At 72.8% G+C, this 16,555-nt stretch carries 16 protein-coding genes; 4 read left to right on the forward strand and 12 right to left on the reverse strand.

What is annotated here, in order from left to right; all coding sequences use genetic code 11:
* The first annotated feature begins 9 nt into the window (after nt 1–9).
* Together ACWD5O_RS12330 and ACWD5O_RS12335 are read left to right on the forward strand one after the other, a co-directional pair.
* Nucleotides 10–504, forward strand: coding sequence for a universal stress protein (locus tag ACWD5O_RS12330; protein WP_449940704.1), 495 nt, complete (start codon nt 10–12; stop codon nt 502–504).
* 44 nt (nt 505–548) lie between these two features.
* Nucleotides 549–1,070, forward strand: a complete 522-nt coding sequence (locus ACWD5O_RS12335; RefSeq protein WP_449940702.1) for a DinB family protein — start codon at nt 549–551, stop codon at nt 1,068–1,070.
* Between the two features lie 7 nt (nt 1,071–1,077).
* Here the strand turns inward: ACWD5O_RS12335 and ACWD5O_RS12340 are convergent, their stop codons facing one another.
* The 3 genes from ACWD5O_RS12340 to ACWD5O_RS12350 form a co-directional block, all read right to left on the reverse strand.
* Complete coding sequence (locus tag ACWD5O_RS12340) at nt 1,078–1,698, reverse strand: HAD family hydrolase (RefSeq protein ID WP_449940699.1); 621 nt, start codon at nt 1,696–1,698, stop codon at nt 1,078–1,080.
* Nucleotides 1,698–5,312 (reverse strand): chromosome segregation protein SMC, encoded by a 3,615-nt coding sequence (gene smc, locus ACWD5O_RS12345; RefSeq protein WP_450085325.1) that lies wholly within the window; start codon nt 5,310–5,312, stop codon nt 1,698–1,700. The genes ACWD5O_RS12340 and smc overlap by 1 nt, the downstream gene beginning before the upstream one ends.
* Before the next feature lie 368 nt (nt 5,313–5,680).
* Complete coding sequence (locus ACWD5O_RS12350; protein ID WP_007456482.1) at nt 5,681–5,875, reverse strand: hypothetical protein; 195 nt, start codon at nt 5,873–5,875, stop codon at nt 5,681–5,683.
* A gap of 391 nt (nt 5,876–6,266) precedes the next feature.
* Here ACWD5O_RS12350 and ACWD5O_RS12355 point away from each other — a divergent pair, with 391 nt between their 5' ends.
* Together ACWD5O_RS12355 and ACWD5O_RS12360 are read left to right on the forward strand one after the other, a co-directional pair.
* Nucleotides 6,267–7,367 carry a CAP domain-containing protein gene (locus ACWD5O_RS12355; RefSeq protein WP_354967062.1) on the forward strand — a complete coding sequence of 367 codons (1,101 nt, stop codon included), beginning with the start codon at nt 6,267–6,269 and terminating at the stop codon, nt 7,365–7,367.
* Nucleotides 7,368–7,484: 117 nt separating this feature from the next.
* The gene (locus ACWD5O_RS12360) at nt 7,485–8,327 is read left to right on the forward strand and encodes an endo alpha-1,4 polygalactosaminidase (protein ID WP_449940010.1); all 843 of its coding nucleotides are present in this window, start codon (nt 7,485–7,487) and stop codon (nt 8,325–8,327) included.
* Between the two features lie 71 nt (nt 8,328–8,398).
* Here the strand turns inward: ACWD5O_RS12360 and ACWD5O_RS12365 are convergent, their stop codons facing one another.
* The 9 genes from ACWD5O_RS12365 to rsmD all read right to left on the reverse strand — a co-directional run bounded on the left by ACWD5O_RS12365 (nt 8,399) and on the right by rsmD (nt 16,347).
* Nucleotides 8,399–10,618 (reverse strand): MMPL family transporter, encoded by a 2,220-nt coding sequence (locus ACWD5O_RS12365; protein ID WP_354966941.1) that lies wholly within the window; start codon nt 10,616–10,618, stop codon nt 8,399–8,401.
* A gap of 231 nt (nt 10,619–10,849) precedes the next feature.
* Nucleotides 10,850–11,707, reverse strand: a complete 858-nt coding sequence (gene mutM / locus ACWD5O_RS12370; RefSeq protein ID WP_354966942.1) for a bifunctional DNA-formamidopyrimidine glycosylase/DNA-(apurinic or apyrimidinic site) lyase — start codon at nt 11,705–11,707, stop codon at nt 10,850–10,852.
* Nucleotides 11,700–12,620, reverse strand: a complete 921-nt coding sequence (rnc, locus tag ACWD5O_RS12375) for a ribonuclease III (protein ID WP_354966943.1) — start codon at nt 12,618–12,620, stop codon at nt 11,700–11,702. Before rnc ends, mutM begins: the two co-directional genes overlap by 8 nt.
* On the reverse strand, nt 12,617–13,603 hold the full coding sequence (locus ACWD5O_RS12380; protein WP_450085326.1) for a phosphate acyltransferase PlsX: 987 nt from the start codon (nt 13,601–13,603) through the stop codon (nt 12,617–12,619). The genes rnc and ACWD5O_RS12380 overlap by 4 nt, the downstream gene beginning before the upstream one ends.
* Before the next feature lie 114 nt (nt 13,604–13,717).
* Complete coding sequence (gene rpmF, locus ACWD5O_RS12385; RefSeq protein ID WP_074317731.1) at nt 13,718–13,891, reverse strand: 50S ribosomal protein L32; 174 nt, start codon at nt 13,889–13,891, stop codon at nt 13,718–13,720.
* 5 nt (nt 13,892–13,896) lie between these two features.
* The gene (locus ACWD5O_RS12390; protein ID WP_354966945.1) at nt 13,897–14,460 is read right to left on the reverse strand and encodes a YceD family protein; all 564 of its coding nucleotides are present in this window, start codon (nt 14,458–14,460) and stop codon (nt 13,897–13,899) included.
* Between the two features lie 110 nt (nt 14,461–14,570).
* Nucleotides 14,571–15,068, reverse strand: coding sequence for a hypothetical protein (locus tag ACWD5O_RS12395; RefSeq protein WP_449939999.1), 498 nt, complete (start codon nt 15,066–15,068; stop codon nt 14,571–14,573).
* 236 nt (nt 15,069–15,304) lie between these two features.
* Nucleotides 15,305–15,787, reverse strand: a complete 483-nt coding sequence (coaD, locus tag ACWD5O_RS12400; protein WP_354966947.1) for a pantetheine-phosphate adenylyltransferase — start codon at nt 15,785–15,787, stop codon at nt 15,305–15,307.
* Nucleotides 15,784–16,347, reverse strand: coding sequence for a 16S rRNA (guanine(966)-N(2))-methyltransferase RsmD (gene rsmD / locus ACWD5O_RS12405; RefSeq protein WP_450085327.1), 564 nt, complete (start codon nt 16,345–16,347; stop codon nt 15,784–15,786). Before rsmD ends, coaD begins: the two co-directional genes overlap by 4 nt.
* Nucleotides 16,348–16,555: the final 208 nt, after the last annotated feature.

Raw genomic sequence — 16,555 nt, forward strand, 5'->3', positions numbered from 1 at the left:
TAGGCAGCCATGAGCGTGGGAGCACCTGACCGCGAGGAGTACGGGCCCCGGACCCGCCCGTTGCCCTTCGAGCGAGGCACGGACGGACCCCGGGTGATCATGGTGGGTGTGGACGGCACCCGCACTTCCGAGCGGGCCGGCTCCTACGCCGCCGGCCTGGCCCGCCGGCAGGGCGCCGCGCTGGTGGTGCTCTTCGTCAGCTCGGCGAGCGGACTGACCGCCCTGGTGCCGGGGATGGACGCGGGCGCGGTGCAGCGCACCCACGACGAGCTGGCCGACGAACTGCGCCGGGAGTGCCGACGCGGCGCCGAGGAGCTCGGCCTGCCGGTGACCTTCCTGTGCCGGCGGGGCGACGCGTACGGCGAACTGTGCGCGGCGGCCGACGAGTTCCAGGCCGACATGGTGGTGGTCGGCGCTTCCGAGCAGGCGGGTCACCGGCTGGTCGGCTCGGTCGCCACCCGCCTGGTCCGCACCGGCCGCTGGCCCGTCGTCGTGGTGCCCTGATAACCCGTCGCGTTGTGTCAGGTCCGCCGGGCAGGATGCGCGGCATGACGTGGATCGCACCGGAGATCACCCGGACCCCTGAACCGTACGTCGGCGACGAGCGCACCATGCTCGACGGCTGGCTCGACTACCACCGACAGACGCTGCTGCTCAAATGCGCCGGGCTGACCGAGGCCCAGCTGCGCACGCCGAGCGTGGAGCCGTCCGGGCTGACCCTGCTCGGCCTGGTCCGGCACCTGGCCGAGGTGGAGGCCTGGTGGTTCCGGGAGAACTTCGCCGGCGAGCCGGTCGACTACCCGTACTTCACCCCGGAGACGCCGGACGCCGACCACGACGTCAGCGCCGCCGACGCCGAGGCCGACTTCGCCACATTCCACCGGGAGGTGGCGCTGGCCCGGGAGGCTGCCGCCGGCCACTCGCTCGACGAGACGTTCACGGAGGTCGGCGCGAAGAAGCGCACCTTCAACCTGCGCTGGGTCTACGTGCACATGATCGAGGAGTACGCCCGGCACAACGGTCACGCCGACCTGATTCGCGAGCGTATCGACGGCGTCACCGGCGAGTGAGGGCCGCTCAGTAGTTCAGCGCCGCCCGCAGGTAGCGCAGGTCGGCGTGGCCGCCCCAGCGGTGCGCCGACAGGCCGGCGGCCCTGGCGCCCCGGATTGCCCAGTCCTCGTCGTCGACGAAGAGCACCCGGGCCGGCGGGGTGGCCAGTGCCACGCAGGCGGCCTGGAAGTACTCCGGGGCCGGCTTGTGCACCCCGAGCGTCGAGGAGTTCACCACCACGTCCATCTCGCCGGTCAGGCCGAGCGTGGCCAGGTCGGCGTCGAGCAGATCGGTGGCGTTGGTGGCCAGGCCGACCTTGATCCCTGCTGCGCGCACCTCCCGGACGAAGTCGAGCACGTCGGTGTCCACCTCGCCCCGGTAGCGCTGCCACTGCTCCACCGCCGCCCGGGCCCGGTCCGCGCCGCCGGCCGGCTCGGTCAGCGCGTCCGCCACGCTTCCCACCCAGTCGGCGTGGCTGACCTGGCCGGTGAGCACAGGCTGGAGCCGGCCCCACTGCATGGCGATCTCGGTGAGCACCCCGTCGGCGAGGCCGTACTCCCGCTCCAACCCGGCGGCCACCGCCGGGTCGAACCGGCGCAGTACGCCGTCCAGATCCAGCAGGAGCGCCGTCGCGCGTTCCCGAGCCACTACCCGTTCTCCTCGCCGCGGCTGTGCCGCTGGTCGTCCTCGTCGGCCCGGTTGAGCCGTTGGCTGATCACCTGGGTGACACCGCTGCGCATGGTCACTCCGTAGAGCGCGTCGGCGATCTCCATTGTCCGCTTCTGGTGCGTGATGACGATCAGCTGGCTCTTCTCCCGCAACTGTGCCAGCAGCGTGATCAGCCGGCCCAGGTTCACGTCGTCCAGGGCGGCTTCCACCTCGTCCATGATGTAGAACGGGCTGGGCCGGGCGCGGAAGATCGCCACCAGCATGGCCACCGCGGTCAGCGACCGCTCGCCACCGGAGAGCAGCGACAGCCGCTTGATCTTCTTGCCCGGCGGGCGGGCCTCCACCTCGACGCCGGTGGTGAGCAGGTCCTCGGGGTCGGTGAGAATCAGCCGGCCCTCACCGCCGGGGAAGAGCACGGTGAACACCTGCTCGAACTCCCGCGCGGTGTCCTCGAACGCGCTGGCGAAGACCTCCAGGATCCGCTCGTCCACGTCCTTGACCACGGTGAGCAGGTCCCGCCGGGTGGCCTTGAGGTCCTCCAGCTGTTCGGAGAGGAACTTGAAACGCTCCTCCAGCGCGGCGAACTCCTCCAGCGCGAGCGGGTTGACCTTGCCGAGCAGGGCCAGTTCACGTTCGGCCTTGGCGGCCCGCTTCTCCTGCACCGGCCGCTCGTAGCGGACCGGCTCGGGCACCGGGAGCCCGTCGCGTTCGGCCGCCGCGACGTCGACCTGGGTGGGCGGTACGGGTTGGGTGGGCCCGTACTCGGCGACCAGGGTCTCCACGTCCAACCCGAAGTCCTCGGCCGCCTTCGCCTCCAGCTGCTCGATGCGCAGCCGCTGCTCGGCGCGGGCCACCTCGTCCCGGTGCACCTGGCTGGTGAGCCGCTCCAGTTCCGCGCCGAACCGCTTGGCGGCTCCGCGTACCTCCTGGAGCTCCGCCTCGCGGGCGGCGCGTTCCCGGGCCACCGCGTCGCGGTGCTCCTCCGCGGCCGCGATCGAGGTGGTGAGCCGGGTGAGCGCCTCCCGGGCGCCGGCGGCGACGGCCCGGGCGATGCCCGCGCCCCGGGTGCGGGCGGCCCGCCGGGCCGCGGCGCGTTCCCGGGCGGCCCGCTCCGCGGTGGCCTGCCGGGCCAGCGAGTCGGCCCGGCCGGCGATCGAGGAGACCCGCTCCTCGGCGGTACGCACCGCGAGCCGGACCTCCATCTCGTTCTGCCGGGCCTGCGGCACCATCGCGGCGAGCTGGTCCCGCTCCTCGGCGGAGGGCTCGGCGTCGACCGGGGTCTCCTCGGCCAGCCGAAGCCGCTCCTCCAGCTCGGCGAGCGCGGCGAGGTCCCGCTGCCGGGCGGCCTCGGCACGGGCCCGGGACTCGCCGAGGCGGTCGGTCTCCGCCTTCGCCGAGCGGGCCGCCGCACCCAGCTCGGCCAGTCTGCGGGCGGCGGCGTTCCGGTGGCTCTCCGCCTCGCGCTTCTCGGCGGCGGCGTGCTGCACGGCCTCCTTGGCGACGGCCACCTCGGCCCGTGCCTCGCCGAGCTGGTCGCGCAGCTCCGCGCCGGTCTGCTCGGCGGCGAGCCGGTTGCTGCGAGCCTCCTCGACGGCCGCCTGCACCTCGATGTAGCTGGGCGCCTTGGCCGACCCGCCGGCCGCCGCGTACGCGCCGACGACGTCCCCGTCCGGGGTGACCGCGCGCAGCTCGGGATTGCCGGCGACCAGGTCGGCCGCGGCGGCCAGATCATCGACGAGCACCACGTCGCGCAGTGCCCGGTGCACCGCGGGGCGCAGCTCGGCGACGCATTCCACCAGGTCCGGCGCCCATCGGGCGCCGTCGGGCACCTTTGGACGCAGCGCGTCGGCGGAACCGGTCATGCCCGGCCCGGCCGGGCTGCCCACCAGCAGGCCGGCCCGGCCGGCGTCGGAGATCTTGAGCAGGCGCATCGCCTCGACGGCCTCGTCCACCCCGCTGACCGCGACCGCGTCGGCGAGGCCGCCGAGCGCGGCGGCCAGCGCGGCCTCGTTTCCCGGGGCGACGGTGAGCAGCCCGGCGAGGCTGCCGAGCAGGCCGGGGACGTCGCCGGCCCGGGCGAGCAGCGCGCCCGCCCCGTCCTTGCGTCGCAGGCCAAGGGAGAGCGCCTCCTCCCGGGCCTTCCAGGTGGCCGCGTCCTTCTCCGCCGCCCGCTCGGCGTCGGCCAGCGACCGGACGGTGGCCTGCGCCCGCTCCTGCCCGGCGACCGCCTCGGCGTGCCGGGCGTCCAGGTCGGCGTTGTCCCGGTCCGCCTCGGTGGACTGCGCGGAGACCGCGTCCAGGTCGGCCTGCGCCGCCTCGGCACGGCTCATCGCGTCGGCGTGCGCGACGGCGAGCCGTTCGATCTCCTCGCCGGCGCTGGTGGTCCGGGCCTGGGCCGAGTTGACCTGGCCGGTGAGCCGGGCCATCCCTTCGCGCCGGTCGGCGATTGCCTTGGCGGCGGCGACCAGCTCCCGTTCGGCGGCGGCGAGCTGACGCTCCAGCTCCTGGCGGTGCTCCACCGCCTCGGCCAGCCGGATCTGGTCGTCGGTGAGCGCCGCGCGCAGCTCCTCCTCCTGCTCGCGGACCCGCTCGGCCTCGGCCTCCAGCTGGTCCGGGTCGCGGCCGGGCCGCTCGTCGTCGCCGGTGGCGCTCAGGTGCCGCAGCCGTTCGCGGGCGAGCTGTTCGATCGACCGGAAGCGTTCCTGGAGGGCGGACAGCTTGTACCAGGTGTCCTGGGCGGCGGCGAGCAGCGGCGCGTCCTCGGCCAGCGCGGCCTCCAGCTCACCGAGCCGGCCCTGCACCTCGGCGTGCTCGGCCTCGACCTGCTCGCGCCGCTCCCGCAGCGCGGTCTCGTCGGCGATCTCCCGGTCGAGGGTGGTCCGCAGGGTGGCCAGGTCGTCGGCGAGCAGCCGCAATCGGGCGTCGCGCAGGTTCGCCTGGATGGCGGCGGCCCGCCGGGCCACCTCCGCCTGCCGGCCCAGCGGCTTGAGCTGGCGGCGCAGCTCGGCCGTGAGGTCGGTGAGCCGGTTGAGATTCACCTGCATCGCGTCGAGCTTGCGCAGCGCCTTTTCCTTGCGCTTGCGGTGCTTGAGGACGCCGGCCGCCTCCTCGATGAACGCCCGGCGGTCCTCCGGCTTGGCGTGCAGCATGCCGTCGAGCCGGCCCTGGCCGACGATGATGTGCATCTCCCGGCCGATGCCGGAGTCGGAGAGCAACTCCTGGATGTCCAGCAACCGGCACGAGTTGCCGTTGATCTCGTACTCGCTCTCGCCGGAGCGGAACATCCGGCGGGTGATGGAGACCTCGGTGTACTCGATCGGCAGCGCGCCGTCGGTGTTGTCGATGGTGAGGGTGACCTCGGCGCGACCCAGCGGCGCCCGGCCGGCGGTGCCGGCGAAGATGACGTCCTCCATCTTGCCGCCGCGTAGCGCCTTGGCGCCCTGCTCGCCGAGCACCCAGGCGATGGCGTCGACGACGTTGGACTTGCCGGAGCCGTTCGGGCCCACCACGCAGGTGATCCCGGGCTCCAGCTTCAACGTCGTGGCGGAGGCGAAGGACTTGAAGCCCTTCACCGTCAGGCTCTTGAGATACACCTTCTCGATCCTTGTCCGGTGGCCGCCGTACCGTCGCCGGCTGCGCGGACCTGGTGAACCCGCAGACTAACCCGGTGGCGGGAGCGGTCGGGCACGCGACCCGCCCCGAAGCGCGCCGGTCGGAAGCGCGGGACGCGAGTGCGAGCCGCCGGCGCTGTTGTTCGAGAGGCGGCGAGAAAGACAAACACCGTTCATGATCGGTACGCCGTCCGACGCGTTTCCGGAAACAACTGGCGCGGCTCCAGCGCCGCCCGAGACAAGATCATAAATAGCCGACCGGGAAAGGGGCCGGACAGCGTTGCGCGCCGGCACAGAGGTGTCGGCGCGCATTTTTGCGATGGTGCGATTCAGTTTTCCGACCCCGGAGATCAGGTCAGCGCCGGCTCGGCCAGACGAAGCAGGTCGTCCGCTTCCGCCGCAGCCGCCGCGAGCCGATCGTTGTCGGCGCGCAGACGCGTGATCTCGAACTCCAGTGCCTGAACCCTGGCACGCAGTCGGGTGACCTCGTCGAGCAGACGCCGGTCGGGCGCTGCACCTACGTGGCCGTAGAGGGCCTTCGCCATGCTGACTCCTTGATATGCGCTGCCGGAAAGGCCGGCCAACGCGCGCCCATTCATACGCGACTGTCATTCCAGCTGTATCTGGGCATGACCGGGCGCGACTGGCGACACCTATATATTGAGCCGCAAACCCCCCTTCGTCAAGTTCTCGCAGGCCGTAGATCATCTCTACGTCGACCTGTCCACTTGTCGGGGGGGCTGCCTCAAGGCACGGACACTCTCTGTCCGGACACCTTTACTGTACGCCCGAATTCCGGGAAGTCCGCACCTTGGCGTCCGACTTCCCCTTAACTCTTCCTTAGCCACGTTGCCGCAGGTAGTGGGCGGGTCGTAGCGTCACTCCGGCCCACAACCGACCCCGTGGAGGCAGTGCGTGTACGGCTGGACCGACCCGATGGACCCGAACGGCGCCCCCCGGCGCGCCGAGCGGCCGACCGACGAGCCGGACTGGCTGAGGGACCGCCCGGAACCCCGCTCGGCCTACCTGTTCGGTGACGACGACCCTGACCAGCCCGGCGACGAGTGGCACCGCCCGCAGCCCACCGCCCGTTGGCAGCAGGAACCGGCGGCCCCCGCCGAGCCCGCCGACGGCCCGACCGCCGCCTGGCCCGCGTACGAGCCCGCCTACCGGCAGGACGACGAGGCGACCGGCGACTGGCGCGGCAACACCCCCGCCGAGGAGACCACCGGCGGCTGGCCGACCGACACGACCGGTGCGGGCCGTTCCAGCGAGGGCCGGCACCGCTCCCAGCGGCGCTGGCGCCGCCCCCTGGTGATCGGCGGCGCCGCCGCGGCGGCCACCCTCGTGGTGAGCCTCGGCGTCGGCGCGCTCGCCCTGCCCGGCGGAGGCGGCACGGCCAGCGAGCCGACCGCCGTCGACGACACCCTCGCCGCCGCCCCGGCGGTGCCGACCGAGGAGCCGGTGGGCGACAACCTGGTCGCGCCCTCCCCGACCACCGCGCCCAGTTCCGCCCGGCCGAGCCCGACACCTAGCAAGGTCGTCAAGCCCAGCCCGGCGTCGTCGCGCGCCACCGCCGCCTCGCGGCGCAGCACCCCGCGCACCAGCGCGCCGAGCAGCACCACCGGCACGGGCTCCGGCGGCAGCGGCACCGTCAGCGCCCAGGCCCGCGAGGTGGTCGACCTGGTCAACGCCGAACGGGCCAAGGCCGGCTGCAAGGCGCTGAGCATCGACGACAAGCTGATGACCGCCGCCCAGCGGCACAGCCAGGACCAGGCCGATCACAAGAACATGTCGCACACCGGCAGCGACGGCAGCAACGCCGGAGTCCGGCTCGACCGGGTGGGCTACGCCTGGCGCACCTACGGCGAGAACGTGGCGTGGAACCAGAAGACCCCGGCCGCCGTGATGGACGCCTGGATGAACAGCTCCGGCCACCGGGCGAACATCCTGAACTGCGCGTTCACCGAAATCGGCGTCGGCATCGCCAACAGCAACGGACCGTACTGGACGCAGGTCTTCGCGGCGCCGCGCTGACCGCGCGTCGTCCCCGCCCCCGCGCTCGTTTGACCCGGTGAGGTACGCCGGGCCGGAGCGTGGGGGCGGCGTACCGGTGAGGGCGGCGACGGGCCGCCCGGGACCCGGGAGCTGCCAATGCGGATCCGGCCGCGGCGACGCGCCGTCTTATGCCCGCTGCGCCGAATCGCGGCGGCCTGCGTCGCCCTCGTCCTGCTGGTCCCGGCGTACGGCTGCCGGGCCGAGTTCACCCCGCCCGGGGCGCCCACCCCCTGGCCGACCGACCAGGCCCGGCACTGGCAGTGGCAGTGGCAGCTCCACGGCCCGCTCGACCCGGCGGTGGACGCCGACGTCTTCCTGCTCGACCCGGTGGCCACCACCGCCGCCCAGACCGCCGAGCTGCGCTCCCGGAACCGCCGGCTGATCTGCCAGGTGCACATCGGCTCGGTCCGCTCGGACGACCCGGACGCCAGCCGGCTCCCGGCCGCCGTACAGGGCTCCACCGGCCGCCAACCCGGCAGCCGGTGGCTGGACGTCCGGCGGTGGGACGCGCTTGAGCCGGTGCTGGCCGACCGGTTCCGGCTCTGCCGGGGCAAGGGCTTCGGCGCGGTGGCGCTGGCCGACGCCGACGGGTACGCCCAGCGCAGCGGCTTCCCGCTCGACTTCGACGACCAACTGCTGTTCAACCGCCGGCTGGCCCGGCTGGCCCGGTCGCTGGACCTCTCCCCCGGGCTGGTCAACGACGTGCCACAGCTCGCCGCACTGGCCCCGGACTTCGACTTCGCCGTCAACGAGGAATGCGTCCGGCTGAACCAGTGCGCCAAGCTGCTGCCCTTCGCCGACGCCGACAAACCGGTCTTCCATGTCGAGTACACCGGCTCGACCGACGACTTCTGCGTCACCACCGTCGGCTACGGCTTCGCGTCCATCCGCAAGGACCGGACCCTGAACGCCTGGCGAGAAGCCTGCCCCCTGCCCTGACGCAGCCCCGTCCGCGTCGATCCAGGGAGAATCGTCTGGATCGACGCGGACGGGGTGGGGTGCGGCAGGAGTCAGGACACCGGCACCAGCTCCGGGGCGGGGGCCGGTGGTTCGGTGGGGGTGGGCGCCGAGCGCGGGCGCAGGAAGCGTGGGGCCCACCAGTTGGCGTCGCCGAGCATGGTCATCAGCGCCGGCAGCACCACGCCCCGGATGATCGTGGCGTCCAGCAGGATCGCCGCCGCCAGGCCGATGCCGAGCTGCTTCATGTCGATCGTGCTCAGCGTGGCGAAGATGGAGAACACCCCGACCATCACGATCGCCGCACTGGTCACCACGCCGGCCGAGGACGTGATCCCGTACGCCACCGCGTCCCGGTTGGACATGCCCGCCCGAATGCCCTCGCGGATCCGGCTGACCACGAAGACGTGGTAGTCCATGGAGAGGCCGAAGAGCACCACGAAGAGGAACAGCGGCAGCCAGGACACGATCGCGCCCATCGAGGTGAAGCCGAGCGGCCCCGCCGCCCAGTCGCCCTGGAAGACCAGCACCAGCAGCCCGTACGCGGCGCCGGCGGAGAGCAGGTTCAACGCGATCGCGCTGGCCGCCACCACCACCGACCGGAAGGTGAGCACCATGACCAGGAAGGTGAGCACCAGGACGAAGCCCATCACCAGCGGCAGCTTGTCCCGGACGTGCTGCGCGTAGTCCTCGCTGTCGGCCACGCTGCCGCCGACCGCGTACTCGATGCCGGGGATGCCCCGCAGCTCGGCCGGGACCAGGTCCTCGCGCAGCTTCTCCAGCGACCGCACCGACCGGTCGTCACGGCTGGCATACGGGGTGGCCACGTCGAGCACCGAGACCCGCCGGTCGGCCGACACCTCGATCTTCGGGCCGTCGGCCTCGGTGGGGGCGAACAGCGGATCGCTGGCAGCCCGGGTGGCCAGGTCGGTGAGCGCCGCGCGGACCCGGTCGGCCTGCTCGGCCGGCGCCCGGACGGCCACAACGTGGTTGGTGCCGGTGCTCGGGAAGGCGGCGGTGAGGCGGTCGTACGCCTGCATTGCCGGGGTGGTGCGCGGCAGGTCCTCCATGCCGGGGAACTTCAGCTTCATGCCGAGTGCCGGCGCGGCGAGCGCGAGCAGCAACCCGACCGAGATGACCAGGGTCGGCACCGGGGCACGCAGCGCGGGCCGGAGCACCGCCGGCCAGAGCCGGGGCGAGCGGGGCTGGCCGTGCCGGCCGGCGCGTGGGGCGGTCAGTCGCCAGAGCAGCGGCACCCGGGGGCGGTCGACCCAACGACCGAGCTTGGCGAGCAGTGCGGGCAGCACGGTCAGCGAGCCGACCACCGCGACCGCGACGACCAGGATCGAGCCGACGGCCAGCGACGAGAAGACCACGTCGCCAGCGAGCAGCAGGCCGGCCATCGAGATGATCACTGCGAAGCCGGAGACCACCACGGCGTGCCCGGAGGTCTCCGCAGCGATCTCCACCGCGTCCAGCCCGGAGCGGCCCTTGGCGCGTTCCTCCCGCTCCCGCCGGACGTAGAACAGCGAGTAGTCGACCCCGACCGCCATGCCGATCAGCAGGATCACCGGGGCCGTGGTGTCGGTGGCCGGCACGAGGTGCGAGGCGAGAGTGGACAGACCCATCGCGGCGGCGACCGAGGAGAGCGCCAGCAGCACCGGCACGCTGGCCGCGATCAGTGCGCCGAACGCGACGATCAGGATCGCCAGCGTGACCGGCAGACTGAGCAGCTCGGCGCGCTTGAAGTCCTTGCCCAGGGTGTCGTCGAGGGCCTGCCCGATGGACGGGCCGCCGACCTGCTCGACGCGCAGCTGCGGGTGCGCCTCCTGGACGGTGGCGGTGGCGTCACGGAGCGGCTGCACCCGGTCGGACGCGGTACCCGGGTCGCCGGACATGGTGATCGGCAGCAGCAGCGCCGAGCCGTCCCGGGCGGTCACCGGCGGGCCGATCTCGGCGACGCCGGTGACCGTGCGCAGCCGGGCCGCCGCGTCGTCCGCCGCCACCTTCGCCGCCGCCGGGTCCAGCGCGCCGGCCCGCGACGTGATCAGGACGTTCTCCACGGCCGCGTCGTCGAAGGCGCCGGCATCCACGATCAGGCCGGCGCGCCCCGCCTCGCCGATCGCCTGGTCGCCGCTGGTGGCCTCGTTGAGGCCGGCGGCGTTGCCACCGAGGAAGCACACCGCCACGAAAACGGCCCACAGCGCTATCGCCCGCCACGGGTGCTCGGCGCTCCACCGCGCCATCCGCACCGTCACCGGTCTTGTCCCCATCTCGGGTCCCCCTGTCACGTCAACCCCCTGTCAACGGTGCTGACGTTAGGAGCGTGACGAGGCGGTCACATCGGGGATCGTCCCCCGCCGTCCCCGGAGCCGGTCCACACGGGTCGGCGGGACCGTTCGGGCGGTACGGCGGGCATCAACCCGCGATTCGGACCGCCGCCCGGGTCCAGCCCGGAAAGGTCGGCCGCGACCCGCCGGACCCGACCCCGAGCGACCTCCGGGTCATCCCCGAAGGGAACCCCGGGGCCGGGGCTGGCAGTGTGGGCAGCTGTACGAGGAGCGGTTCATGAACGCCTCCCGGCGGACCGGGGCGCCGCACCGCCGGCACGGCTCACCCTCGCGGCCGTAGACGTTCAACGCCCGGTCGAAGTAGCCGCTCTCACCGTTGACGTTGACGTAGAGGGCGTCGAAGCTGGTGCCACCCTCCTTGATCGCCTCAGCGAGCACGTCGCGGACGTGGCCGAGCAGGCGCTGCGCGGCCGGACCGGTCAGCGCGTCGGTGGGCCGGGTGCCGTGCAGCCCGGCGCGCCAGAGCGCCTCGTCGGCGTAGATGTTGCCCACCCCCGAGATCAGGGTCTGATCGAGCAGAGCCCGTTTCACCTCGGTCCGTCGGCGGCGCAGCGCGGCGACGAACGCCGCGTCGGCGAACTCCGGGTCCATCGGGTCGCGGGCGATGTGCGCGATCTCCGCGGGCAGGTCCGCGCCGCCCTCGCTGACCGAGAGCCCACCGAACGTGCGCTGGTCGACGAAGCGCAGCTCCGGCCCGCCGTCGGCGAACCGGAACCGCACCCGCAGGTGGGTCTCGTCGGGCGTGCCGGGCGGCTGGAACAGCAGCTGACCGGACATGCCGAGGTGCCCGATCACGGCGTCGCCGCTGTCCAGCGGCAACCACAGGTACTTGCCGCGGCGGCGGACGTCCAGCACGGTCCGGTCGGCGAGCACGTCGGCGAAGTGCGCTCCGCCGGGGACGTGCCGGCGGACCGCACGGGGGTGGCGGACCTCCACCGAGGCGATCCGGCGGCCGATGACCCACTGGGCCAGCCCCTGCCGGACGGTCTCCACCTCGGGCAGCTCAGGCACGTCGTAGCCCCGTCCCGCGGTCCGCGACGTCGGCCGGCATGGCCTGCGCGAGGTGGTCAGCCTGCTCGGTCTGGGCCGCCCGCTCGGCGCGTTCCATCGGCCCGGCCGGCTCATCGCGGTCGGCCGATCCGTCCCGGCCGGTGCGCCCGTTCGCTCCAGCCTGGCCGTCCCGACCAGACTGGCCGACCTGATCGTCCTGGTCGTCCTCGTCGGCGAGCGTGCGCCAGGCCGCCTCGGCGGCGCGCTGCTCGGCCTCCTTCTTGCTGCGCCCCTCGGCGCCGCCGTACCGGTTGCCGGCCACCACCACCCAGGCGGTGAACGTCTTGAGGTGGTCCGGGCCGGTGCCCTCGATCCGGTATTCCGGCACGCCGAGCCCGAGCGCCGCGGTCAGCTCCTGGAGGCTGGTCTTCCAGTCCAGGGCCGCGCCCCGGCCTGCCGACTCCGCCATCAGCGGGTCGAAGAGCCGGTGGATGACGATCCCGGCGGTGTCCAGCCCGTACTGGAGGTAGATCGCGCCGAGCAGCGCCTCCAGGGTGTCGGCCAGGATGCTCGCCTTGTCCCGACCTCCGGTGGTCTCCTCGCCCTTGCCGAGCAGCAGGTACGCGCCGAGGCCGTCCGGTCCCAGGCCACGGGCCACGTCGGCGAGCGCGCGCATGTTGACCACGCTGGCCCGCAGCTTGGCCAGCTGCCCCTCGGGCAGGTCCGGGTGGTTGTGGAAGAGCGCCGTGGTGATCACCACGCCGAGCACCGAGTCGCCGAGGAACTCCAGCCGCTCGTTGGTGGGCAGGCCGCCGTTCTCGTACGCGTACGAGCGGTGGGTCAGCGCGCGTTGCAGCAGGTCAGGGTCCAGGCTCACGCCGAACGCGGCTTCCAGGTGACCGACGGACGCCCGCCGCCGCTTGTCGTTGCTCATGATGTGCGTACCTCGGTGTCGGTGGAGCGGTCGGTGCGGTGCGTCGCGGCGTCGCCGTCGAGCAACGCGGAGACCAGGTCGGTGGCGTGCCGCCGCCACAGGTGGGCGGCGAGGGCGATGCCGGAGGCGACGTCGGCGGCGCGAGCGGAGCCGTGGCAGACGACCACCGTCCCGGCTACGCCGAGCAGGGCGGCGGCGCGGGGAGCGCCACCAACGACGGGCGGGCCGCCGGCCATGGCGTACGCGCCCTCGATCGCCTTGAGCAGCACGTTACCGGTGAAGCCGTCAGTGACCACCACATCGGCGCGCGCGCCGAGGGCGACGTCGTACCCCTCGACCAGCCCGACGTAGCGCGCCGCTGCGGGCAGCGGCTCGACGGCGAGCAGCGGATCGGTGGCCCGACGGACCCGGTCGCCCTTGCCGGCCTCGGTGCCGACCGAGAGCAGGCCGACACGGGGCTCGGCGATCGAATGCGCCACCGTCGCGTACGCGGCGCCGAGCACGGCGTGCCGGGCGAGGGTGGCCGGGCGGGGCTCCAGCGAGCCGCCGACGTCGAGCAGCACGACCGGCCCGGCGACCCCGGGCAGGGTGGCGACGAGGGCGGGTTGACGGATCTCGGGCCAGCGACCGAGGCCGAGCACGGCAGCGGTGACGGTGGCACCGGTGGCGCCTGCGGAGACCAGGGCGTCGGCGGTGCCGTCGCGGACGGCGGTGACGGCGGCCCGGACGGTGCTCTCCGCGCGGGCGGCGCTGGGATGGTCGGCCATGCCGACGGCGTCGCGGACCGGCCGCACCGTGATCCGGGCACGTTGGGCCGGATCGAGGGCAGCGATCAGCTCGTCGGCGACCTCAGCCGGGCCGACGAGAAGGAGATGCAGGTCAGGGTCGGTGCGCACGGCTCGCAGAGCGCCGTCAACCACGACGGCGGGAGAGTCGTCCCCGCCGAGGAGGTCAACGGCGATCCGCGCGGTGCCCGGCTCCACTGGAACGCCGACCGGAGTGGGCCGGCCGGCGTCGGAGGGAGCCGGGGCACCGGGCGAATGCCAGGGTGCGCGCGCCGCCCGACCTGGGATCGGGGGCGTCACTCGGCGTCCAGGTCAGACCTCGATGACCTGGCGGCCGTTGTAGGTGCCGCAGACGGAGCAGGCGGCGTGCGGCAGCTTCGGGGACTTGCACTGCGGGCACGCGACGGTCGCGACCACGGTCGCCTTCCAGTTCGCCCGGCGGGACCGGGTGTTGCTGCGCGACATCTTGCGCTTCGGGACGGCCACGGTTCTTACTCCTCTGTACGGGTCAGTTGCGACAGGCCCACCCAACGCGGGTCGATCTGCTGGTGACTGTGGTCGGCCGGCAGATCGTCCCAGTGCGTCCCGCATTCGGGGCACAGTCCTGGGCAGTCCTCCCGGCAGAGCGGGTTGGTCGGCAGCGTGAGCACCAACGCGTCCCGCAGCGCCGGCTCCAGGTCGATCAGATCGCCCTGCATCCGGCCCACCTCGTCCTCTTCGGTCGTGGCGTCCGTGGTGCTGTTCTCGTACGCGTACAGCTCCTGGATCGTCACGGCCATCGAGTCGTTGATCTCGCGCAGGCAGCGCCCGCACTCGCCCCGGACGGGACCGGTGATGGTCCCGGAGACGAGCACGCCCTCGGACACCGACTGCAACCTCAGGTCGAGGTCGAGGTCCGCGCCCTCCGGAACGCCGATCAACTCCACACCGAGGTCCGCCGGTGCCGGCACGACCCGCTGGACCGTACGCAACGCGCCAGGCCGGCGCGGCAGGTCCCTCGTGTCGAGGACCAGCGGCGACCTGGGGTCGAGTGTCGATGGCGAGTGTTTGGGCATAGTCAGACTCCGGCCGGTGTGAGGCCGACAAAAAAGGTTACCTGGACGACCGCCGGACCGTCGAACCGGGGGCGACGCCCGCCCAAGAATGTCGGCTGGTGAGGTGCCGCTCAGAAGGGTAGCGGGCGTTCCGCCTCATCCCCACCGAAGGTGCCGATCTCCCGCAGCGCGTGCATCTTGTCGCGGCCACGCTCTATCGAGGCGAGCGCCCTGGTGAGGAACTGCTCGAAGTTGGCCAGCGCGGTGTCGACGTAGTCGTCGACCTCCTCACGCAGGCGCTGCGCCTCGGCCCGGGCCTCGGCGATGATCCGGGCCCCCTCGTGCTCGGCGGAGACGGTGATCTCGTTCACCGAGACGAGGCGGGCGTGTTCCGCCTCACCCTCGCTGATGATCCGGTCCGCCTCGCGCTTGCCGGCTTCCATGATCTTGTCGCGCTCGTCGAGCAGCGCGCCCGCGCGACGCAGGTCGGCGGGGAGGTCGGCGCGCATCTCGTCGAGGGCCGCGATCATCTCGCCCCGGTCGACCATGCAGTTGTTGCGCGACATCGGGACGGAGCGGGCCTGCTCCACCATGGCGATCAGTTCGTCGATGCGATCGAGCGGGTCCACCGGTACCTCACTCCTGTCGTTCGTCGGCCGACCTCCATGATGCGGGCTACGGCCGGTTCCCCGCTCTACCAATCATGTCGTGCCCGCCCCACACCTGCCCGATCCACCCCGACCCGGCGCGTCGCGGCATCGTCACACGACGCGACCGCGCGGGAAGGGGCCCCGGCGATCCTGCACGCACCGGCCGACAACTGTCACAAAAGGCCATGATTCAGGATCGCAACCGCGCCGAATGGTCAGGAGCGGGGGCCGAGGCGGGACTGAAGGGCTTCGCGGACCAGGTCGGGGACGTGGGCGGAGATGTCGCCGCCCCACTTGGCCACGTCCTTGACCAGACTGGAGGAGAGGAAGGAGTAGAGCGGGTTGGTCGGCATGAACAGCGTCTCGACGCCGGCCAGCCCGATGTTCATCTGGGCCATCTGCAGCTCGTAGTCGAAGTCGCTGACCGCCCGCAGGCCCTTGATCAGCACGCTCGCCTGCTGGGCCCGGCAGAAGTCGACCAGCAGCCCACGGAACGACTCGACCCGCACGTTTCCGTACGAGGCGGTCACCTCGCGGAGCATGTCGATCCGCTCATCGACGGTGAAGAGGCCACTCTTCGACTGGTTTATCAGCACGCCGACGATCACCTCGTCGAAGAGCCGGCTGGCCCGTCCGATGATGTCGAGGTGTCCGTTGGTGACCGGGTCGAACGAGCCGGGGCAAACCGCGCGTCTCATGATCGGCGACCGTACCAAAGGGTGGTCTCGCCGTAACGGCGACTGCGCTCGGCCGTGATCCCGTCCACCCACTCGACCGGCCCGGTGCGGCCGGACCGCTCCACCACCACCAGCGCGTCGCTCGCCAGCCAGCCACCGTCGACCAGGGTGGTCAGCAGCGCGGTGATCTCGGCGTCCGGCACCGCGTACGGCGGGTCGGCGAAGACCACGTCGTACGGCCCGCCGTCCGGGCCGGCGGCCAGCACGGTCGCCACCCTGCCGGTCACCAGGCGGACGGCGGGGCCGGCCCGCAGGACCGCCACGTTCTCGCGGATCACCCGGGCCGCCCGAGGGTCGGACTCGACCAGCAGCACGTGCCGGGCGCCACGGGAGAGCGCCTCCAGCCCGACCGCGCCGGAGCCGGCGTACAGGTCGGCGAAGCGGGCGCCGTCGAGATCGGCCTCGGCCTGGACGGCGCTGAACAGCGCCTCCCGGACCCGGTCGGAGGTGGGTCGGGTGCCGGCGCCGGGGGGCGCGGCGATCCGCCGGCCGCCGAGCGTCCCGGCCACGATCCGGGTCACCGTCTCCTCCTGCTCATGACCCCGACGCTACGCGAGCCGACGGAGACCGCGATCGACACCGCCCGTATCGCCCCAGCAACCACATGATCACGGTTCGTGTATCGATGATCTCATATTCATAACATCAGTCTTAGCTAATCCTGAGCGCTGTATCACGCACGGCGATCTCGCTAGGGTCTGCCGGGTGCCGGCGGGAATCCACCGGCCC

This window comes from Micromonospora sp. NPDC005161 (assembly GCF_053599855.1).